General features: G+C 31.6%; 21 protein-coding genes. 13 read left to right on the top strand and 8 right to left on the bottom strand.

Annotation, left to right across the window (positions count from 1 at the left end; genetic code table 11):
* The first annotated feature begins 63 nt into the window (after window positions 1-63).
* From ABNT22_RS06110 to ABNT22_RS06075, 8 genes are all read left to right on the top strand, one after another.
* Window positions 64-873, top strand: a complete 810-nt coding sequence (locus ABNT22_RS06110) for a helix-turn-helix domain-containing protein (protein WP_348715069.1) — start codon at window positions 64-66, stop codon at window positions 871-873.
* A gap of 77 nt (window positions 874-950) precedes the next feature.
* On the top strand, window positions 951-2,624 hold the full coding sequence (locus ABNT22_RS06105; RefSeq protein ID WP_348715068.1) for an alpha/beta hydrolase-fold protein: 1,674 nt from the start codon (window positions 951-953) through the stop codon (window positions 2,622-2,624).
* Window positions 2,625-2,722: 98 nt separating this feature from the next.
* Window positions 2,723-4,564, top strand: a complete 1,842-nt coding sequence (locus ABNT22_RS06100; RefSeq protein WP_348715067.1) for a cystathionine beta-synthase — start codon at window positions 2,723-2,725, stop codon at window positions 4,562-4,564.
* Between the two features lie 218 nt (window positions 4,565-4,782).
* Window positions 4,783-5,016 (top strand): thioredoxin family protein, encoded by a 234-nt coding sequence (locus ABNT22_RS06095; RefSeq protein WP_348715066.1) that lies wholly within the window; start codon window positions 4,783-4,785, stop codon window positions 5,014-5,016.
* A 70-nt stretch (window positions 5,017-5,086) separates the two neighbouring features.
* Window positions 5,087-5,350: a DUF2024 family protein gene (locus tag ABNT22_RS06090; RefSeq protein ID WP_348715065.1), complete on the top strand. Its 264-nt coding sequence runs from the start codon at window positions 5,087-5,089 to the stop codon at window positions 5,348-5,350.
* Window positions 5,350-5,952, top strand: coding sequence for a MarR family winged helix-turn-helix transcriptional regulator (locus tag ABNT22_RS06085; protein ID WP_348715064.1), 603 nt, complete (start codon window positions 5,350-5,352; stop codon window positions 5,950-5,952). Before ABNT22_RS06090 ends, ABNT22_RS06085 begins: the two co-directional genes overlap by 1 nt.
* A gap of 77 nt (window positions 5,953-6,029) precedes the next feature.
* Window positions 6,030-6,749 carry an ATP-binding protein gene (locus tag ABNT22_RS06080; protein WP_348715063.1) on the top strand — a complete coding sequence of 240 codons (720 nt, stop codon included), beginning with the start codon at window positions 6,030-6,032 and terminating at the stop codon, window positions 6,747-6,749.
* Window positions 6,742-7,470, top strand: a complete 729-nt coding sequence (locus ABNT22_RS06075; protein WP_348715062.1) for a YggS family pyridoxal phosphate-dependent enzyme — start codon at window positions 6,742-6,744, stop codon at window positions 7,468-7,470. Before ABNT22_RS06080 ends, ABNT22_RS06075 begins: the two co-directional genes overlap by 8 nt.
* Here ABNT22_RS06075 and ABNT22_RS06070 read toward each other — a convergent pair.
* From ABNT22_RS06070 to ABNT22_RS06055, 4 genes are read right to left on the bottom strand one after another with little or no spacing between them, the layout of a single operon-like run.
* On the bottom strand, window positions 7,467-9,095 hold the full coding sequence (locus ABNT22_RS06070; RefSeq protein ID WP_412766883.1) for an ABC transporter substrate-binding protein: 1,629 nt from the start codon (window positions 9,093-9,095) through the stop codon (window positions 7,467-7,469). The genes ABNT22_RS06075 and ABNT22_RS06070 overlap by 4 nt on opposite strands.
* Window positions 9,052-9,564 (bottom strand): DUF4442 domain-containing protein, encoded by a 513-nt coding sequence (locus ABNT22_RS06065; RefSeq protein ID WP_348715061.1) that lies wholly within the window; start codon window positions 9,562-9,564, stop codon window positions 9,052-9,054. The genes ABNT22_RS06070 and ABNT22_RS06065 overlap by 44 nt, the downstream gene beginning before the upstream one ends.
* A gap of 5 nt (window positions 9,565-9,569) precedes the next feature.
* Window positions 9,570-9,887, bottom strand: a complete 318-nt coding sequence (locus tag ABNT22_RS06060) for an antibiotic biosynthesis monooxygenase (protein ID WP_348715060.1) — start codon at window positions 9,885-9,887, stop codon at window positions 9,570-9,572.
* Window positions 9,884-10,384 (bottom strand): GNAT family N-acetyltransferase, encoded by a 501-nt coding sequence (locus ABNT22_RS06055; protein ID WP_348715059.1) that lies wholly within the window; start codon window positions 10,382-10,384, stop codon window positions 9,884-9,886. Before ABNT22_RS06055 ends, ABNT22_RS06060 begins: the two co-directional genes overlap by 4 nt.
* Window positions 10,385-10,512: 128 nt before the next feature.
* Here ABNT22_RS06055 and mtaB point away from each other — a divergent pair, with 128 nt between their 5' ends.
* The 5 genes from mtaB to ABNT22_RS06030 all read left to right on the top strand — a co-directional run bounded on the left by mtaB (window position 10,513) and on the right by ABNT22_RS06030 (window position 14,551).
* On the top strand, window positions 10,513-11,847 hold the full coding sequence (gene mtaB, locus ABNT22_RS06050) for a tRNA (N(6)-L-threonylcarbamoyladenosine(37)-C(2))-methylthiotransferase MtaB (protein WP_348715058.1): 1,335 nt from the start codon (window positions 10,513-10,515) through the stop codon (window positions 11,845-11,847).
* Window positions 11,848-11,976: 129 nt separating this feature from the next.
* Window positions 11,977-12,723 carry a DUF6438 domain-containing protein gene (locus ABNT22_RS06045; RefSeq protein ID WP_348715057.1) on the top strand — a complete coding sequence of 249 codons (747 nt, stop codon included), beginning with the start codon at window positions 11,977-11,979 and terminating at the stop codon, window positions 12,721-12,723.
* Complete coding sequence (locus tag ABNT22_RS06040) at window positions 12,723-13,397, top strand: alpha/beta hydrolase (protein WP_348715056.1); 675 nt, start codon at window positions 12,723-12,725, stop codon at window positions 13,395-13,397. Before ABNT22_RS06045 ends, ABNT22_RS06040 begins: the two co-directional genes overlap by 1 nt.
* A gap of 34 nt (window positions 13,398-13,431) precedes the next feature.
* A complete protein-coding gene (locus ABNT22_RS06035) occupies window positions 13,432-14,334 on the top strand; it encodes a lytic transglycosylase domain-containing protein (RefSeq protein ID WP_348715055.1) in 903 nt (300 codons plus the stop codon).
* Window position 14,335: 1 nt separating this feature from the next.
* Window positions 14,336-14,551: a hypothetical protein gene (locus tag ABNT22_RS06030; protein WP_348715054.1), complete on the top strand. Its 216-nt coding sequence runs from the start codon at window positions 14,336-14,338 to the stop codon at window positions 14,549-14,551.
* A gap of 64 nt (window positions 14,552-14,615) precedes the next feature.
* Here ABNT22_RS06030 and ABNT22_RS06025 read toward each other — a convergent pair whose 3' ends face one another.
* The 4 genes from ABNT22_RS06025 to ABNT22_RS06010 form a co-directional block, all read right to left on the bottom strand.
* The gene (locus ABNT22_RS06025) at window positions 14,616-15,680 is read right to left on the bottom strand and encodes a hypothetical protein (protein ID WP_348715053.1); all 1,065 of its coding nucleotides are present in this window, start codon (window positions 15,678-15,680) and stop codon (window positions 14,616-14,618) included.
* An 87-nt stretch (window positions 15,681-15,767) separates the two neighbouring features.
* A complete protein-coding gene (folE, locus tag ABNT22_RS06020; protein ID WP_086030677.1) occupies window positions 15,768-16,460 on the bottom strand; it encodes a GTP cyclohydrolase I FolE in 693 nt (230 codons plus the stop codon).
* Between the two features lie 46 nt (window positions 16,461-16,506).
* Window positions 16,507-17,871, bottom strand: coding sequence for a histidine--tRNA ligase (gene hisS, locus ABNT22_RS06015; RefSeq protein WP_348715051.1), 1,365 nt, complete (start codon window positions 17,869-17,871; stop codon window positions 16,507-16,509).
* Window positions 17,872-17,940: 69 nt separating this feature from the next.
* Entirely contained in the window at window positions 17,941-18,867 is a 927-nt protein-coding gene (locus ABNT22_RS06010) for a YihY/virulence factor BrkB family protein (protein WP_348715050.1), read from the bottom strand.
* Window positions 18,868-18,874: the final 7 nt, after the last annotated feature.

Raw genomic sequence — 18,874 nt, 5'->3', positions numbered from 1 at the left:
TAAAACAAACTTTAATCAGATTTATAAAAAGTAAATTGCTAATCGCTTGGAATAGTTCTAAAAATGGAAAAAGAAACTTTTGAAACGTTTAAACCGAAAAACGAACTTGTTAAAAAGTACGTCAACTACTATTATCTTGATATAAAACCAGATAATTTGACTACTACATTTCAATGTTTTCCTCATTTTAATACTACAATTTCACTGTACTCATCTCATGAAAGATTGGCCGATGGAGAAATGGTTTTTATTGAAAAATCAAAGCCTTTTCAAATTTTCACCCCAGTTAGAGAAAAAGTACTTAGGGTAAAGCAGTCTGGAAAGGTTTATAGAATAGTTATTGTTTTTAATCCGTTAGGCATTCAACAGTTTTATAGAGACTTAAATTTTAACGAGTTTATTTTTAATCATGATTTTTTTACTTCAAGCGAATTAAATGAAATTTTCTCAACGACTCATGCATCTATACTATCCACAAAATTAGATGATTTCTTGTTAAAACGATTGGTAAGCTTCGAACATCCCTTTCTTGAAAAATCTCTTCAATATATTTTTAACTCGTACGAGAATTTCTCTGTAATAAAAATGTCTAATGAAATTGGAGTGAGTAGACAACACCTAAATCGAGTCTTTAAAAGTAACATTGGAATTTCTCTTAAAAAATTTCATGAAATTGTCTTATTCAGGAAAACTATAAACAATAAACTTTTTGAAAACACCAATGAAACCTTTACTGAGTTAGCACATCGTTTCAACTTTAGCGACCAACCTCATTTTAATAAGACCTACAAAAACTTAACAGAACATTCACCTAAAAAATTCTTTGACAAAGGAACCAAACTTGGCAAAGAAGATACTTTTTGGCATCTTTAACTTTATCACTAAATGTTCCTTTTATACAAGTTTTTATTCTTGATCAATAATAACTTTGCTGCAACAAAAATTATATCATGAAACATTTATTGGCAATACTTTCCTTACTAGTCTTTCATACTTCAATTGCTCAAAGTAATTATACTGAGGTTATCAATAAAGCCACTAAAATTGCTCAACAAGAAGACACCTTAAAATATAACTCAACTTTAAAACTACTAGATACTGCCTTTAAGAAATACCCTGATAGTATTAATGGAACAGGTTTATACTATGCTTCTATCATGGCCTCTAGCCTTAAATTAAAAGACAAAGCTTTTTCTTATTTAATACCTTTAGTGAAAATGGAAAAAGATGATCAAGGATATCCTGGATGGAGTTTTGCTTTAGATTCATACGCTCAAAAAGATTATAAAAACTTATTAAATGATGATCGTTGGAAAAGTTTAACAGCAATAGCTAAAAAAGATAGTATTACTTTTTTTGAAAAACTTAAAACTCAACAAACAGAATTTTTTCAAACTTCAACTATTAATCTTAGCAACATAAACAATCCTAAGAAATTATATAAATCAATACATAAATACAACACGTATCTGCCTAAAAAACAACAGAATTATTCGATTTCATTAAAAATTAATAATAGTACCGAAAGTGCTTACCTCGTTCACTTACCTAAACATTATAATCCTCGTAAAAAATATCCTGTGTTGTTTTTCTTACATGGAGCAGTTCGTTTTACTGAGTTTCATAAATACCGAATACCGGAAATTACTTTAGGTGGTTGGAATAAATACTATACCAAATATGGAGATCTTAGTAATGTTATTCTAATTTTTCCAGGTGCTAACAAAGAATATAACTGGATGCTTTCGAACAAAGGTTTTTATATGATACCCGAAATCTTAAAATCAGTAAAAAAAGCACTCAATATTGATGATAATAAAGTTTTCATTTCAGGTCATTCAAATGGAGCAACCGGTTCTTTCTCTTATTTAATGAAGCAACCTACACTATTTGCAGGTTTTTACGGGTTTAATACACAACCAAAGGTTTTTACCGGTGGAACCTTCGTTGAAAACGGTACCAATCGTTCATTTGTTCACTTTTCAACAGATCAAGATTATTATTACCCTCCTAAAGCGAATGATGATTTTACTAAATTGATGACTCGAATAAACGAAAACTATCAGGAATATCGATATAAAGGATTTCCTCATTGGTTTCCAGAGTTTAAGGAATCTGAACCAGCCTACAAAATTCTATTTAATCACTTAGAGGAAAGAAAAAGAGACCCTTTTCCTAAACAAATATCTTGGGAGTTTGATGACAATACCTATGGAGATATAGATTGGATATCAAACATAAAGTTAGATACTCTACAATCGAAAGCCCAATGGCATAAAAATTTAAATTTTAAAATAACCGAATGGTTATCATATAACAACAATGACAGTTTAGTAAGCAAGAAAGTTGATAAGAAAGCCTTCGATTTTCCTAGAAAATCTGGAAAAGTAAAAGCACGATATGCCAATAATTCCTTTCATATACAAACATCTTGTATTAGTACTTTTAAAATCAATATTTCACCCGAAATGGTGAACCTAAATAAAAAAGTAAAAATTTATATTAATGGGAAAATCTACTTTGATAAAAAAGTAAAATACAATCGTATTTTTATGTTAGAAGAGTTCCTAAAGAATGGAAATAGAACACAAATATGGGTAAATCAAATAAAACTCAAAGTTTAATTTCTATTGATTCTTAAAAAAGGGTTAAACATACTTTTCGGTTCTTTTAAAAAAACTCTATTTAGCGTATCTTGCATGCCTTAATAAAGTCGATACATATGCAAAGTAATACTGTGCTCAATTATATTTCAAATGTTGTTCAAAATATGCCGGCTGACTGGCTAAAATTAACAACACACCGATTAGATATTTACAACGAAGAATTAGCTAAAACAGAGTTTTTAGAACAATTCAACACCTTATTTGAAGCAAACAATTTTCAAACAGAGGTTTTAAGTGAATTACCTACCGCTTATGATTACATCAGACTTGGACATCCTTTATCTTCTGTTTTAGAATGGGCTTTAGGAAAAGTATACAATACCAATCCTACGAATGTAATTAGTTTCTCTTCTAAGACCACTCCTATTTTAGCGGTTTTAAGAAAAAATTTATTGGCTAACAAAAACACTCGAATTGTATATACGAATCAATTACCAAGCTGCTTTGATATTGATGTAGTTAAAAAAGTATACAATTATCAATTTGATGTAATAAAAATAAACAACTTAGAAGAGCTTTCTGAATTTGATGGAACTACTATTTTGGTTTCTGAACAAGAAAATGTTTGTGATTTTTCAATTTCACCGAAAGTTGACTTTTATATCAATACGCATGCTAATTTAGGTAGTATCTTATTGGTAAATGGTGAACAGAATGAATCGTATGTTTCAGAAATTCAACATGTAAGAAGAAGGGAAACAATTGCCATGACTCCATCTAATACTGTAATTGCTTTACAACAATTAACTGGACAATCTATTCACGATAGTTCTTTTGATACAGCAAACAATCGTAATAAAGTATTAGAAACTATTAAAGAGATTACAAAATCAAACTCAAAGGCAGTAGTAGGTTCTAGCGGGCTTTCTATTCAATATGCTATTGTAATGGGATTGATTGATCATGCCTTAGAAAATCATCCTGGAAAAGCAATTAAAATTGTAGTTCCTCCAAATTGTTATGGTGGAACTAACGATCAAGCAAGACGTGTGGCAGCTTGTTTAGACAACGTAGACGTTATGGACCTACCTGTTGATGGTGGAAACAATATGGTGCAAAGTGTTAATGTCGTTTTAGATAAAATAGCTCAAGAAGATGCTGTTCCTTATATTATTGCAGAAATTCCAACCAATCCTAGAGTTGAAGTTCCTAATCTTTTAGAATTAAAAGAAGTGTTAAGTGCTACTCGTACTACTCCTTCTGGAAACAATGCTATTGAACCTGTATTTATTTTAGATCAAACATTTTGTCCGAACGTAAACTTCTTAGGAGATAACGAAATACTATCTTCTGTAAAAACCATCGCTTATGTAAGTGGATCTAAGTTTCCGAGCGGAGGTAAATGTACTGCTGGTTTTTGTGTTGCGAACCAAAAAGCTGCTAGCTTAATGGACAAGATAGAAAAGCACATTCAACTATGCGATAATGAAGCTACTGAACTTCAATTAGAGTTATTGGCAGAGCAATTACCTTCTATGGTACAACGAATTGATGATGCCTATAAAAACACACGTTCTTTTGTAAACTATATAGAAGAGGTATTACCTACTGCTAAAATCAATTTTGTTTCTGAAGAATTGGCAGCCCAAGGATTTACTCCTTCCGTATTTTCTTTAGATCTTCCAACTAAAGGAGATTCCGAAGAGGAAAGAGAAGCTTATAAAAGAGCATTGAATTTAAAGTTGATTAACTTAATGATTACTAAAATACCTAACGAAAGTAAGTATTGTGTAAGCTACGGACAGTTAAAAGGATGTTATTGGACCATCCCTGCAACTTCAACCCAAGGAACCACGAAAGAAGGAGATAAAGATTATATTGCTCGTGTAGCTATCTCTCCTGATTTAGATTTGGAGCTGCATAAAAAAGTTTTCTTAGAATTTGTAGAAAGTATATAATATTTAAAAAGAGAGGATTAACCTCTCTTTTTTTTGAGTTTCACTTTTATACTGAAAAATAAAACACTAGAAATCAGGAATTAAAACTCAAAAACAAAGTAATCTTTCAAAACTCTTCCAACCTAAAAATTCACCTCATTAACAAAATTTTAAGATTTTAATTCTTTTTTAGTTAGGATTCCTTACTATATTTGTAACGAATTTAAATACATAAACATATGAACAAGTCTATTTTTTATCATGCAGGATGTCCTGTTTGCATTAGTGCTGAACACGACATCATAAATTTAATCGGATCTGAAAATGTTGAAATAGTACATTTTGGTGAAGATAAAAGCCGCATTGCCGAAGCAGAAAAAGCCGGTGTAACCTCTGTACCAGCATTATTAACACCTAATGGAAATGTATTACACATTAACTTTGGTGCTTCAATGCAAGATGTAAAAGGATAATTTTTTTGCTCTACAAAGTTAGGATTCCTAACTTTGTAGAGCTTTTTAACTTTATTAAACTAAATAAATTATGAATGTAGCAGTTTGGGATACCTATGTAACTAAAAAAGATGGTAGTATCATGCATTTTGATATTATTGTTCCGTCTACGCTTAAAAATACCAATGTGATATTTAACTATGGTAAGGAATATTTAAAAACAAAAGGGTTAGAAAGCCTTGACCTATCTTCAAAAGAATGTGTATTTTGCCATGTAGAAGCCCTTAAGCCAGCATGGGAAAACATTATAAAAGATAAAGGGTATTTTATTTACGAAATCGAAAACTGTAATTAATGAAATCTCCTTTTAACTTAGACCATCAAAATAGTTCAATTGAAAGTAAAATAGTGGTAGCTTTAGAGCGAATCTCTGAAGCTTTTAGAGTACTGCTTTGGAATGAAAGTAAAGAAAACTCTTTAAGTCCTATTCAAATTCAAATCCTTATTTTTTTGCGCTTCCATTCAGAAGATAAATGCAAGGTAAGCTACTTAGCTGATGAGTTTAATATGACGAAAGCCACCATTAGTGACAGCGTAAAAGTTTTATTAAAAAAAGAATTGATTCAGAAGTTTACTAATCCTAGCGATACCAGGAGCTATTTAATTGGTTTAACGAACAAAGGAACACAAGTTGCAGAAAAATCTTCCAACTTCACTTTTAATATTGAAAAACCTTTAACCACATTACCAGAAGCACAAAAAAAAGAGATACTGGCAGGTTTGTTAAAAGTTATTTATCAATTAAATCAAACTGGTGTCATAACTATTCAAAGAATGTGTTTTACTTGTTCTTATTATGAGCGTACTGATAATGAACATTTTTGTAAACTTTTACAGACTAAACTTACATCGAAAGAACTAAGGGTTGATTGTCCTGAACATGAATATAAAAAATAGACCTTCAAAATATTGAAACAGTTTATTCTATATTCAATTACTTATAACATATTTTCCTTCTATTTATTTAAATACTAATGAACACATTTACTTTTCACCCTGAAGAGACAACGATTGAATTAGGTAAAATTCAGTTAAACAGCATTAATGAAAAAATCATTCAACAACTATTAAAAGAATATGCACATGTTGCTATTTTAAATAAATATAAACTTACCGTTGATAATAAACTTCTATTATATGGACATACAGGTTGTGGTAAAACAACAACTGCCAAGGCCATCGCCAAAAAACTCAACAAAAAAATAGTTATTCTTAATCTTAGTGCTGTAGTATCTTCAAAATTAGGTGAAACAGCCAAAAACATTTCAGAGGTGTTTAAAAAAGCTATTAAAGAAAGAGCTGTACTTTTCTTAGATGAGTTTGACTACATCGGAAATGCTAGGAATTATGACAACAAAGATTCTCACGAAATGAAACGATTAGTTAACACCATCATACAGCTAATAGATTTTCTACCAAATAACATTTTACTAATAGCGGCCACTAACTATTCTTCTACTATAGACTCCGCTTTACTTAGACGCTTTCAATTAAAATTAAAATTTGAGGCTCCAAATAAGTCAGATTTAGACAAATATTACCAACAACTTTTACAGGAATTCCCAGATGAATTTCGAGATATTAATCGAGTATATGATATATCCTATGCAGAAGCAAAAGACATCGTTCATCGTGACATAAAAAGTAAAATAATTGAAAAAGAAGAATTAAAAACTACACTAGAAAATGGATAGTATTGTAAATAATTTAAATACAATTTACAAAAGAATCGAATACGCTTGTAAAAAAGTAAACAGAACTCCGGATGAAGTTCGTCTATTACTTGCTACTAAAACGGTAAGCATTGAAAAGATACGTTTTGCCATAGAACAAGGTGTACCTCTTATAGGCGAAAACAAAGTTCAAGAGTTAAAGCAAAAAACCAACGCTATAGTAGATTTACAACCAGATATACATTTTATAGGCCACTTACAAAGCAATAAAATTAAAGAAGTTATCAAATGGGCAAGTTGTATTCAATCTATTGATCGTTTATCATTAGCAGAAAAACTACACAAGCGATTAACTCTTGAAAATAAAACCATTGATGTTTATATTCAAGTAAACACATCTTTTGAAGAAAGTAAATTTGGTGCAAAACCAAAAGATACTATTGCCTTAGTACAAGAAGTAGCCAAGTTTAATAACATCAACATTAAAGGCTTAATGACCATAGGTCTCTTGAGTTCAGAATCTAAAGAGATTCGTAAATGTTTCCGTCTTTTAAAACAGCTTCAAAAGGATATCAATTCTTTGCAGATTCCTAATGTTCGTATAGACGAACTTTCCATGGGAATGAGTAATGATTTAGAAATTGCCATTGAAGAAGGTGCAACCATTGTAAGAGTTGGCACCGCTATTTTTGGAGAACGCATCTATCCTGATAGTTACTATTGGAACGAATCTAAGAATTAGTCCTTCTTTACTCTTCTTAAGTCTAATAAATCAATTGGGTTTATTCCTAAGCCCTTTACATTCTTTTGTCTAAATCGTATCACCTCATCATAATACAGAGGCACTATAGGAGCTTCTTCAATAATAATACTATCCATTTTTTGATATAATTTATAGCGTTTATCAACAGCTACTTCTTTGATAGATTGTTCATACAATTCATCAAACGTTTCGTTTTTAAAATGGGTATAATTTGGTCCGTTAGGTGTAAAATTCTTGCTGTAAAAAAGAGATACATAATTTTCTGCATCGGGATAATCTGCAATCCAACTTGCTCTAAAAACTGGAAGCTTTCCACTCGCTTTTCCTTGTCGTAACGTTGAAGGCGGTATTACATCTACTTTTGTATCAAGTCCTATCTTTTGTAATTCTCTTTGAATAAATTCACATAAATCTAAATAATTACTATTGGTAGTAACTGTAATTTTTGGATTCTTATCTCCTGTTTCTTCTTTATATTGGGTAATTAGTTTTCTTGCCTTTTCTGGATTAAAAGAATACCCTTTCTGATTATTAAAAGAAGGGAGTCCGTTAGGTATAAATCCACTTGTGGCAGGTGTACCAATACCATTTCTTAAAAACTTAATCATCTTCTCTCGGTCAAAACCATAATTTATGGCCTGTCTAATCAATTTTGATTTTGTAGGTGTTTCTAACTCTCCATCTAAATAAATCCCTAAGTATTCCGTGTTTAAATAGGCTCCTGTTTGCATGATTATTCTGGAAGCATACTTTTCTTTCAACGTACCATCCGTATTTAGAATATCATCTTTATAGGAAGCATCCAAACTCTTCATGAAATCAATATTTCCCTGAATAAACTGTAAAAACTCACTTTGTTTATCAGGTAAAAAAGTAACCGCAACGGCTTCCAAATAAGGCAACTGATTTCCTTTATTATCCTTTTCAAAATACAACGGGTTTTTACGAAGAACTAATTTTGTATTCTCTACCCATAATTTAAATTGAAACGGTCCTGTACCGATGGGGTTTGCTCTGAAGGTATTTCCAAAATAAGCTACAGCTTCTTTAGGTACTACAGAACAATATTTCATTGCTAATAATCCTAAAAATGGAGGAAACGGTTGTTTTAACTGCATAGAAAACACCGAATCGTTCTCCGCTGTAAATGACTCCACATTCTGCAATACCCACCCCCCTGGTGAGGCCACATCTTTATCTAATAATCTATTAAAAGAATATTCAAAATCTTTTGCGTTTACCTTTCTTGTTGAGTCTTTTCCAAATAATGAATGCTTATGATAAAAAACATCATTTCTCAGAGTAAATTGATAATGTTTTCCATCTTCAGAAATATTCCATTCTTTAGCTATCGCTGGTTTTACATGTAAGCTATCATCTAACACTACTAAACCGTTATACAATTGATTTACTGCCCATATATTTCTTTGATCTTTGGCAAAGGCAGGATCTAGAGAGGTAATATTCGAATGTTCGTTGTAACGAAAGACTTCTGTATCTGAATAGGTTGCTTTTCTCTTAGTACAAGAAAAAAGCAATACAAATGCAATTAAGATTAAACTACTTCTTCTTACGTTTGTTTTTATAATAGACTTTATCTGCAATGTAAATTACTTTTGATACTTCGGCAAAAACGGTTGATTCGTCTTTGTTAGTTATTTTAATTTCTTTATTTAAATTGATTTCTTTTTCAGTTACAACCCTTTCTTTTATTTCTTGAATTTCTTCTTCGGTAAAAATAAAATCGACATATGCATCTTGGGTCGCAGGTCGTTTAAATTTTATGGTTGCTTCTTTGTCCCAAACCACGTAATCATTCCCTAAAACATTCATTAACTGAATCATAAACACAGGGTCTGTGGCCGAAAATAAACTCCCTCCAAAGATAGACCCCACATAATTTCTATTTTTATAAGATATTGGAATCTTCACCCGTGCTCTTAATAAATCTTCAGAAACAGCACATATCTTACCTGTGGATCTTCGATACATTGGAGATACATTAAACCCATATTTAAAAATAGTACTCTCTTTAAAAAACTTCTTTAAAATTCTTGATAGTGTTGCGTACATAATATTTACTGCTCAAAACCGTATTCTCGTTCAACTTTACATATTCTTAATTGGTATTTTTTATACCATTTTTCTCTTCCTAAATCTCTAGCTTCTGTATGCTCTATATTGTTCTTCCAATTGCTAATAGCGTCTAAACTTTCCCAATAAGAAACTGTAATACCGATTGCAGCACGAGCAGATTCAATTCCCAAAAAACCTTTCTGCTGCTTGGCTAAGGCTTCCATTCGTTCTGCCGTTTCAACATACCCTTCCAAAGTGTTAGTAACTGTTGTCGTAAAAATAACGGCATAATACGGAGGCTTCAAATTATCTACAATCATAAAATAAGTTCATATTTTGTTTCTGGTAAACCGATATCTTCACTTACAAATTTTTCGATTTCTTTAAACCCAAATCGCTTTAAAATCTTGGCAGAAGCAACATTCACATCTACTACACAACCTATCAGTTTTTTCATTCCAATAGATTTACAATATGGAATCAGTCCTTCACATATTTCTGTAGCATACCCATTTCCCCAAAATCTTTCAATAAAACGATACCCTATTTCGTCATTTCCTTCTTCATCTTTTATCAAGGCGAACGTTCCTATAAAGGTTAGATCTTGTTTTCTTTCAATCGTATAAATCCAAAAATCATTGTCCTTTTTCTCATACTTCTCAATCAATTCAACAAGTTCAATTTGACACTCTTTTTTAGTTTTTACTTCTCCAGTAGCATACTGTAATACTTTAGGATTACTTTCCAATTCGAAAAACCCCTCAATATCAGTTAGTTTTAGTTTTCTAACTACTAATCTTTCAGTTTCAAAAATCATCTTTTAATTGTACTTTTGCAAATTCAAACTGTGTAAAACAGTATTGTAAATTTAAATATACCATACGAACTTCTAAAAAATTAAAGACTTGTACAAGGCTTTTGTTTTTTATTTAGGATAGAGAAAAGATGAATGTAGATAAAAAAGTAGCTTTTTATACTTTAGGTTGTAAACTCAATTTTTCTGAAACTTCTACCATCGCTAGAAACTTTGTAAATGAAGGTTTTGAGCGTGTTGAATTTGAAGAAAAAGCAGATGTATATGTTATAAACACATGTTCGGTTACTGATAATGCAGACAAACGTTTTAAAACTATTGTTAAATCTGCATTAAAGAAAAATGAAGATGCCTTTGTTATTGGTGTTGGTTGTTATGCTCAACTAAAGCCCGAAGAATTAGCAGCTGTAGATGGTGTTGATTTGGTTTTAGGGGCTACCGAAAAATTCAACGTGACTAGTTACATCAATGACCTGACCAAAAATGATATTGGAGAAGTACATTCTTGTGAAATTGAAGAAGCTGATTCATATGTAGGTGCTTATTCTATTGGCGATCGTACACGTGCTTTCTTAAAAGTTCAAGATGGATGTGACTATAAATGTACGTATTGTACGATTCCATTAGCTCGTGGAATCTCTCGTAGTGATACTCTAGAAAATGTTTTAAAGAATGCTAAAGAAATTTCTGAGAAAGGAATTAAGGAAATTGTGTTAACTGGAGTAAATATTGGTGATTACGGTAAAGGTGAGTTTGGTAATAAAAAACATGAACATACTTTCTTAGAGTTAGTAAAAGCATTAGATACTGTAGAAGGAATTCATCGTTTACGTATTTCATCCATTGAGCCTAATTTACTTAAAGATGAAACCATTGATTTCGTTGCTAACTCAGACACCTTTGTACCTCATTTTCATATTCCATTACAATCTGGTAGTGATACTTTATTAAAGAAAATGAAACGTCGTTATTTACGCAAAGTATACACAGATCGTGTAGCGAAAATAAAAGAAGTTATGCCTCACGCTTGTATTGGTGTAGATGTAATTGTCGGTTTTCCTGGTGAAACAGATGAATTATTTTTAGAAACATACAATTATTTGACCGATTTAGACATTTCTTATTTACACGTATTTACGTATTCTGAAAGAGCAAATACAGAGGCAGCAGAAATGGACGGCGTAGTTCCTAAAAATGTTCGTGCAAAACGTAGTAAAATGTTACGTGGGTTATCGGTTAAAAAACGCAGGGCTTTTTATGAAAGTCAACTCGGAAATACCTTAACCGTTTTATTTGAAAGTGAAAACAAAGAAGGATATATCCACGGATTTACTGAAAATTACGTAAAAGTTAAGGCTCCTTGGAATCCTGAATTAGTCAATACACTTCATAAAGTTACCTTAACCACAATTGACGAAGATGGTTTGGTTCGTTTTGATTTTGTAAAAGATTCTGTAGTTGCATAACAACTCATAAAATATTTGTTAAAAGCCCCATTTTAGGGGCTTTTCTTTTTGCTTTTGTATGAAATAACTGTAACTTTAGTCTCAACAAAAAATTGACCCTTCAAAACAAAAAATCAAAATCACCCTATTATGAAATATCTAAGTCTTTGTATGCTTTTTCTAGCGATGACCTGCGGTACTCCTAAAAAAGAAAATCCAAACGCCATTGAAGAAATTCAACCTGAAGAATTAACTCGTACTACAGATCCAGTGAAAGAAGAGATGAAAGACAATCAGTTAGTTGTAATTCTGAACAATCCCAAACAAATTGAAAGTGCCAAAGCATTAATTACCAATAGTGGTCTTACTTGGAATGAGTTAGACTTAGAGGCTAAAGGTGTAGTTTCTGCATTAGTTACCATTCCAAGTAATAAAAAGGATTTTTGGAAACAACGCTTGCAAGAATCAAATGTTTTTGAAAGTGTAGATGACGGGAAAGAAGAAGTTATTAATGAGCTAAAAAGTAAATTACAGAACAGGTTAATTTCCATTAAAAAAACAGCCTGCTTTGGAGATTGTCCTGTCTATGACTTTTACATTAACAAAGATGGTAAAGCCTTCTTTAATGGCAGAGAGCATGTATTAAAGAGTGGTAAACATGAATTTGAATTATCTGAAAAAGAATTAAAATCTTTACTAGATAAAATTGAAAATTCTGATTTTTCTAAGTTTAAAGATGCTTATGATGACCCTAGAATAACGGACTTAGCCAGTACCTATATCTTTTGCGATGGAAGACAAGTCAAAGTTCGTTTATGGCAAAATATCCCAGATGACTTATCAGACATTCATGAATATGCAACTGAATTCTTATATGATAAAAAGTTCTTAGAATAATGACAAAAACTCATATTTACTTTGTACCTGGACTTGCTGCAAGTTCTAAAATATTTGAATATATATCCCTTCCTAAAGACAAATTTGAAATTCATTATTTAGAGTGGATACAACCTAAAAGTGTTAATGAATCTATTGAATCATATGCACAGCGTATGTGTGAGAACATCAACGAACAAAACCCAGTATTAATTGGGGTTTCATTTGGAGGGGTTATGGTGCAAGAAATGAGCAAACTTATCGACTGTAAAAAGGTTATTATTGTGTCGAGTATTAAATGTAAACAAGAATTGCCAAAAAGATTACGCTTAGCACAAGTGACCAAAGCATATAAATTGTTTCCAACTAATATAGTGGCAAACATTGAAAATTATGAAAAGTTTTTCTTTGGAAAGTATTTAAAAAAGAGAGCTGAATTATATAAAATGTATTTATCAGTAAGACAAGCTGATTATTTACAATGGGCCATATACAATGTATTACATTGGCAGCAGGAAACGCCTTTAAAAGAGATAACACATATACATGGAAGACAAGATGAAGTTTTCCCTATAAAATATATACAAAACGCAATTGAAGTTGAACAAGGAACACATATTATGATTCTTAATAAAGCTAGAACCATTTCTAAGCATATAGAAGAAACGTGTGCCCATATAGCATCCGTATCATAATTAATTCATGTGTTTCTAAATAAAATATTGAAGTATGAATAAAGCTGTAAGAATTTTATCATTAATCACCGTTAGTGGTTTATCTGTTTTACTAACCAACAGTATTAGTAAAGACAAGGAACCGGTAGTAAAAAATGTCGCGGAAAACTATACTATAAAAGCAGTTAAGTTACCCGAAGGTTTAAACTTAGCTGGAGAACGTGTACCTATAGAACGAGAAGATATTAGAGAACGAATGGACCGAGAGTTATTAGTAAATACATACTGGCAATCTAATGGTTTGTTACTCTTAAAAAGATCACATAAGTATTTTCCCATTCTCGAACCTTTATTAAAGAAATATGGTTTACCAGACGATTTTAAGTTCTTAGCATTAGCTGAAAGTGGATTTATTGATGAAACCTCATCTGCTGGAGCTGCGGGTATGTGGCACTTTATGAAACAAACTGGTAGAGAATTTGGATTGGAAATTAACAACAATGTAGACGAACGTTATCATATTGAAAAATCGACGAAAGTTGCTGCGGAATATTTAAAAAGATCAAAAAAACGTTTTGGTTCTTGGACGTTGGCTGCTGCTGCATATAATGCTGGTAACTACGGAGTAGCTAAACGACTAGATGTACAAGGTGTAACCAATTACTATGATGCCAAATTACCCAACGAAACAGAACGTTACGTATTTCGAATCTTAGCTTTAAAAGAGATTATGACAAATCCTAAAAGATATGGTTTTGAATTTGATCAAGAAGATTTGTATACCTTACCTCCTACATATACGGTAAAAGTAGATACTGCCATTACAAATATTGCAGCCTTTGCTAAACATTTTAACACAACCTATAAGGAGTTAAAACTGCATAATTCTTGGCTAAGAGAAAATAAACTAAACAATAAGAGTAGAAAACAATACGAAATTAAAATCCCTATTCAATAAAATGAAAAAAATATTACCTTTTATTTATCTAGCTATTGGTGTATTTATATTAGTTGGAACATTTAGCACCTTCTTTCAAGAAAGAGAAACGTATAGGGTGTTACTTAACTTTAGAACGGAAAACAAGTATATCTTCTTACTTGTTAGATTGCTTTTTGCTTCTTGGTTTTTAGTTGATGGAATAAAAAAATTAAAACAAAATCAATCTGAAGAATAGAATATTACAACATAAAAAAAGCTCCTTTAAATTAAAGGAGCTTTTTTTATACTTAATTCTTAGTTTATATTCTTTTAAAGTAATAAGTAATCTTTTTATCACCTGACCCTATTTCTTCTTCTAAAATCATTGTACTTCCTGTAATCTCTTTCAACGTAATTCCGCTAAAAACAGAATCTCCAAATTCGTATTCCTCAGAGTTTTGAGCATCTATTAAATCGTCATACTTAAACATCACAATTGTCAACTCTTTTTCTTCTTCGTTAAACGCCCAATTTCCAGTTCTTGCAAATTCTTCTCTCTCTTCAGGTTCATACACCAAAGAACATGTATTTACGGTTTCTGAATAGTTAAGGTGTTTAGATACTGTTTTTACCTCATCATTATAAGCTCCGTTATCTTTAAAACTAAGAACTACATCTCTACTAATAATTTCGTTTTCATAATAAAAGCTCACTTTTCCACCTCCAGTACATTCTATTTCTTCAAGATCTTCTGTATTTTCAATGCGATCTAAAGACCAGTTTCCAACCATGGCAGCATTACCTCCCCATGATTCTATGGTAACACATACTGTTTCTATTTGACTTACGTTGTTCGCACTATCATAGATGCAAATATCATAACAAAATTTACCAGGAGGAATTACATCTTTAAAGTTTACGGTAATGGCTCTATTTTCAGTACTTTTTTCAGTGGCATGAAACAATACTTCTTTTTTTATTTTAGTTGTTCCTCTATATCCAAAAGAAGTAGCTGGTACATCAAAATAACTTGTGGTAGCATTTCCATCTACATCTTTAAAACGTATATATGCTCCTTTTACATCATCTGTTGCCGAAAACTTAATCTTTATACCTGATTTTTGAAAACCTGTTCCGTTATCAGTTCCTATTGTAAAATCAATATTACTATTTGGTGCTGGAGGTGTTCCAGTTTTTTTGGTTGCTCCATTAATTAAAAGTCCATTTTCTAAACTAGCTACTGGAATTATATTCTCTTCAGAAGCGTTTTGCTCTGCCGCTAATTTTTCGTCTCCAATAGAACCTGATTCACTATTACTACTACAAGATACTATGAAGGTAGTAGCAAAAAACATAGCAATTAATCGTAATGTTTGCTTTTTCATATTTAAAATTTAATGATTATTGAGTTTAGCGAAAATAAAAAAGCTCATTCAAATTGAATGAGCTTTTTTACTATATTTTTTTATGGTCTAGTGAAAGTCTGTATTTAACTTGATGTAGTCTAAGAATTCACGTTTTGTTTCTTTGTTTTTAAATGCTCCACCAAACTCAGCAGTTACCGTGCTACTTTCAATATCTTTGATTCCACGAGAGTTTACACATAAGTGTTTTGCATCAATAACACAAGCTACATCTTCTGTTCCTAATGCTTCTTGCATTGCTTGTACTACTTGCATTGTTAAACGTTCCTGTACTTGAGGTCGCTTTGCATAATATTCTACAATACGATTCATTTTAGAAAGACCAATAACCTTCCCTTTTGAAATATAAGCTACATGCGCTCTACCAATAATTGGTAATAAGTGGTGTTCACAAGTAGAATACACAATGATGTTTTTTTCTACTAACATTTCACCATACTTATAAGTATTATCGAAAGTAGAAGCTTCTGGTTTATTTTTCGGGTTTAACCCCATAAACAATTCATTAACGAAAGCTTTTGCAACTCTTTTAGGAGTTCCTTGCATACTGTCGTCTGTTAAATCCATTCCTAAAGTTTCAAGAATTTCTTTAACACTTTCTTGTATTCTTTCTATTTTTTCTTTGTCCGAAATATCAAAAGCATCTGCTCTTAACGGAGTTTTAGCCGACGTTGCAATGTGGTTCTCTCCTATTTCGTCTATTCTTTCGTCATTCATTTTGTTGTTATTCACTTCAAACATTTCTTTCTGTTGTTATAAGGTGTAAATTTACGACATTGTCGGTAATTTACTTTAGTTTGTTAATCAATTCGTTGACAGTACAAGTTACTTGTTCTCCTGCCTTCATATCTTTTACAACAAGTGTACCATTTTCTGCTTCCGTTACTACAAAGTCAATTTCTCTATTTGTAGCATACTTCCACTGCTTTTTTTGTTGGTTATTACTTGAAGCTACATCTGGATATAATTCAGATTTAATATTGTTACTTCTCAATTCTCTAATTGCCTTCACCTTAGCAATACTTTGGTCTGCATCAAAATTTAAGAACAACACTTTTGGCTTTGGTAATGCTACTGCTTCAAATAATCCTAATTCTTCCATCACCAAATAAATACGATCTAATCCAAATGATATTCCGACACCAGATACATCTTTCATTCCAAAAATACCTGTCAAGTCGTCATATCTTCCTCCTCCACCGATAGATCCCATTTTTACACCTTCTGGTGCAGCTACTTCATAAATAGCTCCTGTGTAATAATTTAATCCACGTGCTAAGGTGACGTCTATTTCTAAAGAAGCTGAACTTAAACCAAGTTCTTCAATAGCATTTACAATAAATTGCAATTCTTCTACTCCCTTCATTCCTTCTTCAGACGTTTCTAACATCTTACTTAGCGCCGCTAATTTAGCGTGATTATCTCCATCAAAATTAAATAAAGGATCGACCTTTTCTATAGCACTATCAGAAATACCTTTTCCAAGCATTTCTTTTACCACTCCTTCTTTACCAATCTTGTCTAATTTATCTAAAGCAACTGTAAAATCAATTAACTTATCTGATGCACCAATTACCTCAGCAATACCAGACAATATCTTTCTGTTGTTAATTTTTATAGTCGTACCATTCAATCCTAGTTTACTAAAAACGGTATCGTATAACTGTACAAATTCTACCTCTTGCCAAAGTGAAGTACTTCCTACTACGTCTGCATCACATTGGTAAAACTCTCTAAATCTTCCTTTTTGCGGCTTATCCGCTCTCCATACAGGTTGAATTTGATAACGTTTGAATGGAAAGGTAATTTCATTTCGGTGTTGTACTACGTAACGTGCAAATGGCACTGTTAAATCGTAACGTAAAGCCTTTTCAGAAATTTTAGAAATTACTTTCTGACTCTCTTTATTTGTTAATAAGGTTTCATCAACCTTTTTTAAATAATCACCTGAATTTAAAATCTTAAAAATCAAACGATCTCCTTCTTCTCCATACTTTCCCATAAGTGTTGAAGAGTTTTCAAAACTTGGAGTTTCAATAGGTTGAAATCCGAAATTTTCAAACGAATGCTTAATCGTAGAAAATATATAGTTTCTCTTTGCTACTTCGGTTGATGAAAAATCTCTGGTTCCTTTTGGGATACTTGGTTTCATTTTTTAAAATTTAAATCGTTAAATGAGCTTGCAAATATCCGAAATTTATGCAGAAAAACAGTGGTTAAATTAGGCTTTATTTTTACGTTTTAATCGGTATAAACTAGCGTTTAACTCAAACCCTAACAACAAGATGATCGCATTTAACCAGACGAAAAGCATTAGAATAAGTAAGGTTCCGATAGAACCGTATAATTGATTGTATTGTGCAAACTTTACTACATAAATACCAAAAAGATAAAAAGTAAACATAGATACTACTGTAGTTAATACAGCTCCTGCCGAGAAAAACTTTACTTCTTTTCCTTGCTTGGTTCCGTACCTAAATAGTAAAGAGACAATTGTAAAAATCATTAATAAGAATAGAAAACCTCTTCCGTAGTAAAATAAATCTAAGTCGTTTAAATCAAACCAACCATACTCTCCTATTTTAGAAAGCGCAATTTGATACATAATAATAAGCACAACCGTTACAATTAAGAACAACGACATTAGCAAAGATACTCCTAATGAAATAATATAAGCCTTTACGACACTTCGAACTTCTTTTACATGGTATGAATATTCAAAGCCTCCAAAGATAGCATTCACTCCATTGGTCATTAAAAAGATAGAAACTAAAAAACCAAACGATAGTAAGCCTCCGTATTGGTTGTTTAAAATGTCTTTTAAAACACTGTCTGCCGCTTCAAAGGTTTTTGGGGGTAATATTTCTTGTATAAGAGAGAAAAGACCTTCTTGAAATCCGTCTATAGGAATATAGGGAATCAACGTAAGAATAAATAGTAAAAAAGGAAAAATAGCCATAAAGAAACTGTATGCAATTCCTCCTGCTCTAGTTGTTAAAGCTCCTTTTACAATGCCAATACCGTACATTTCTAGTACGTCGTACAAAGACATTCCTTCTAGCCCTGGAATTTTAATTTTCTTTCCAAAGGCTACGACCCAATTTACAACTGGAATCTTTTCTAGTTTGTCTTCAATTCTTCTAGTCATTCGTAAA

This window comes from Tenacibaculum sp. 190130A14a, assembly GCF_964048965.1.
GTDB classification, from domain to species: Bacteria; Bacteroidota; Bacteroidia; order Flavobacteriales; family Flavobacteriaceae; genus Polaribacter; species Polaribacter polynesiense.
This window is presented reverse-complemented; position numbering and strand designations above follow the sequence as displayed.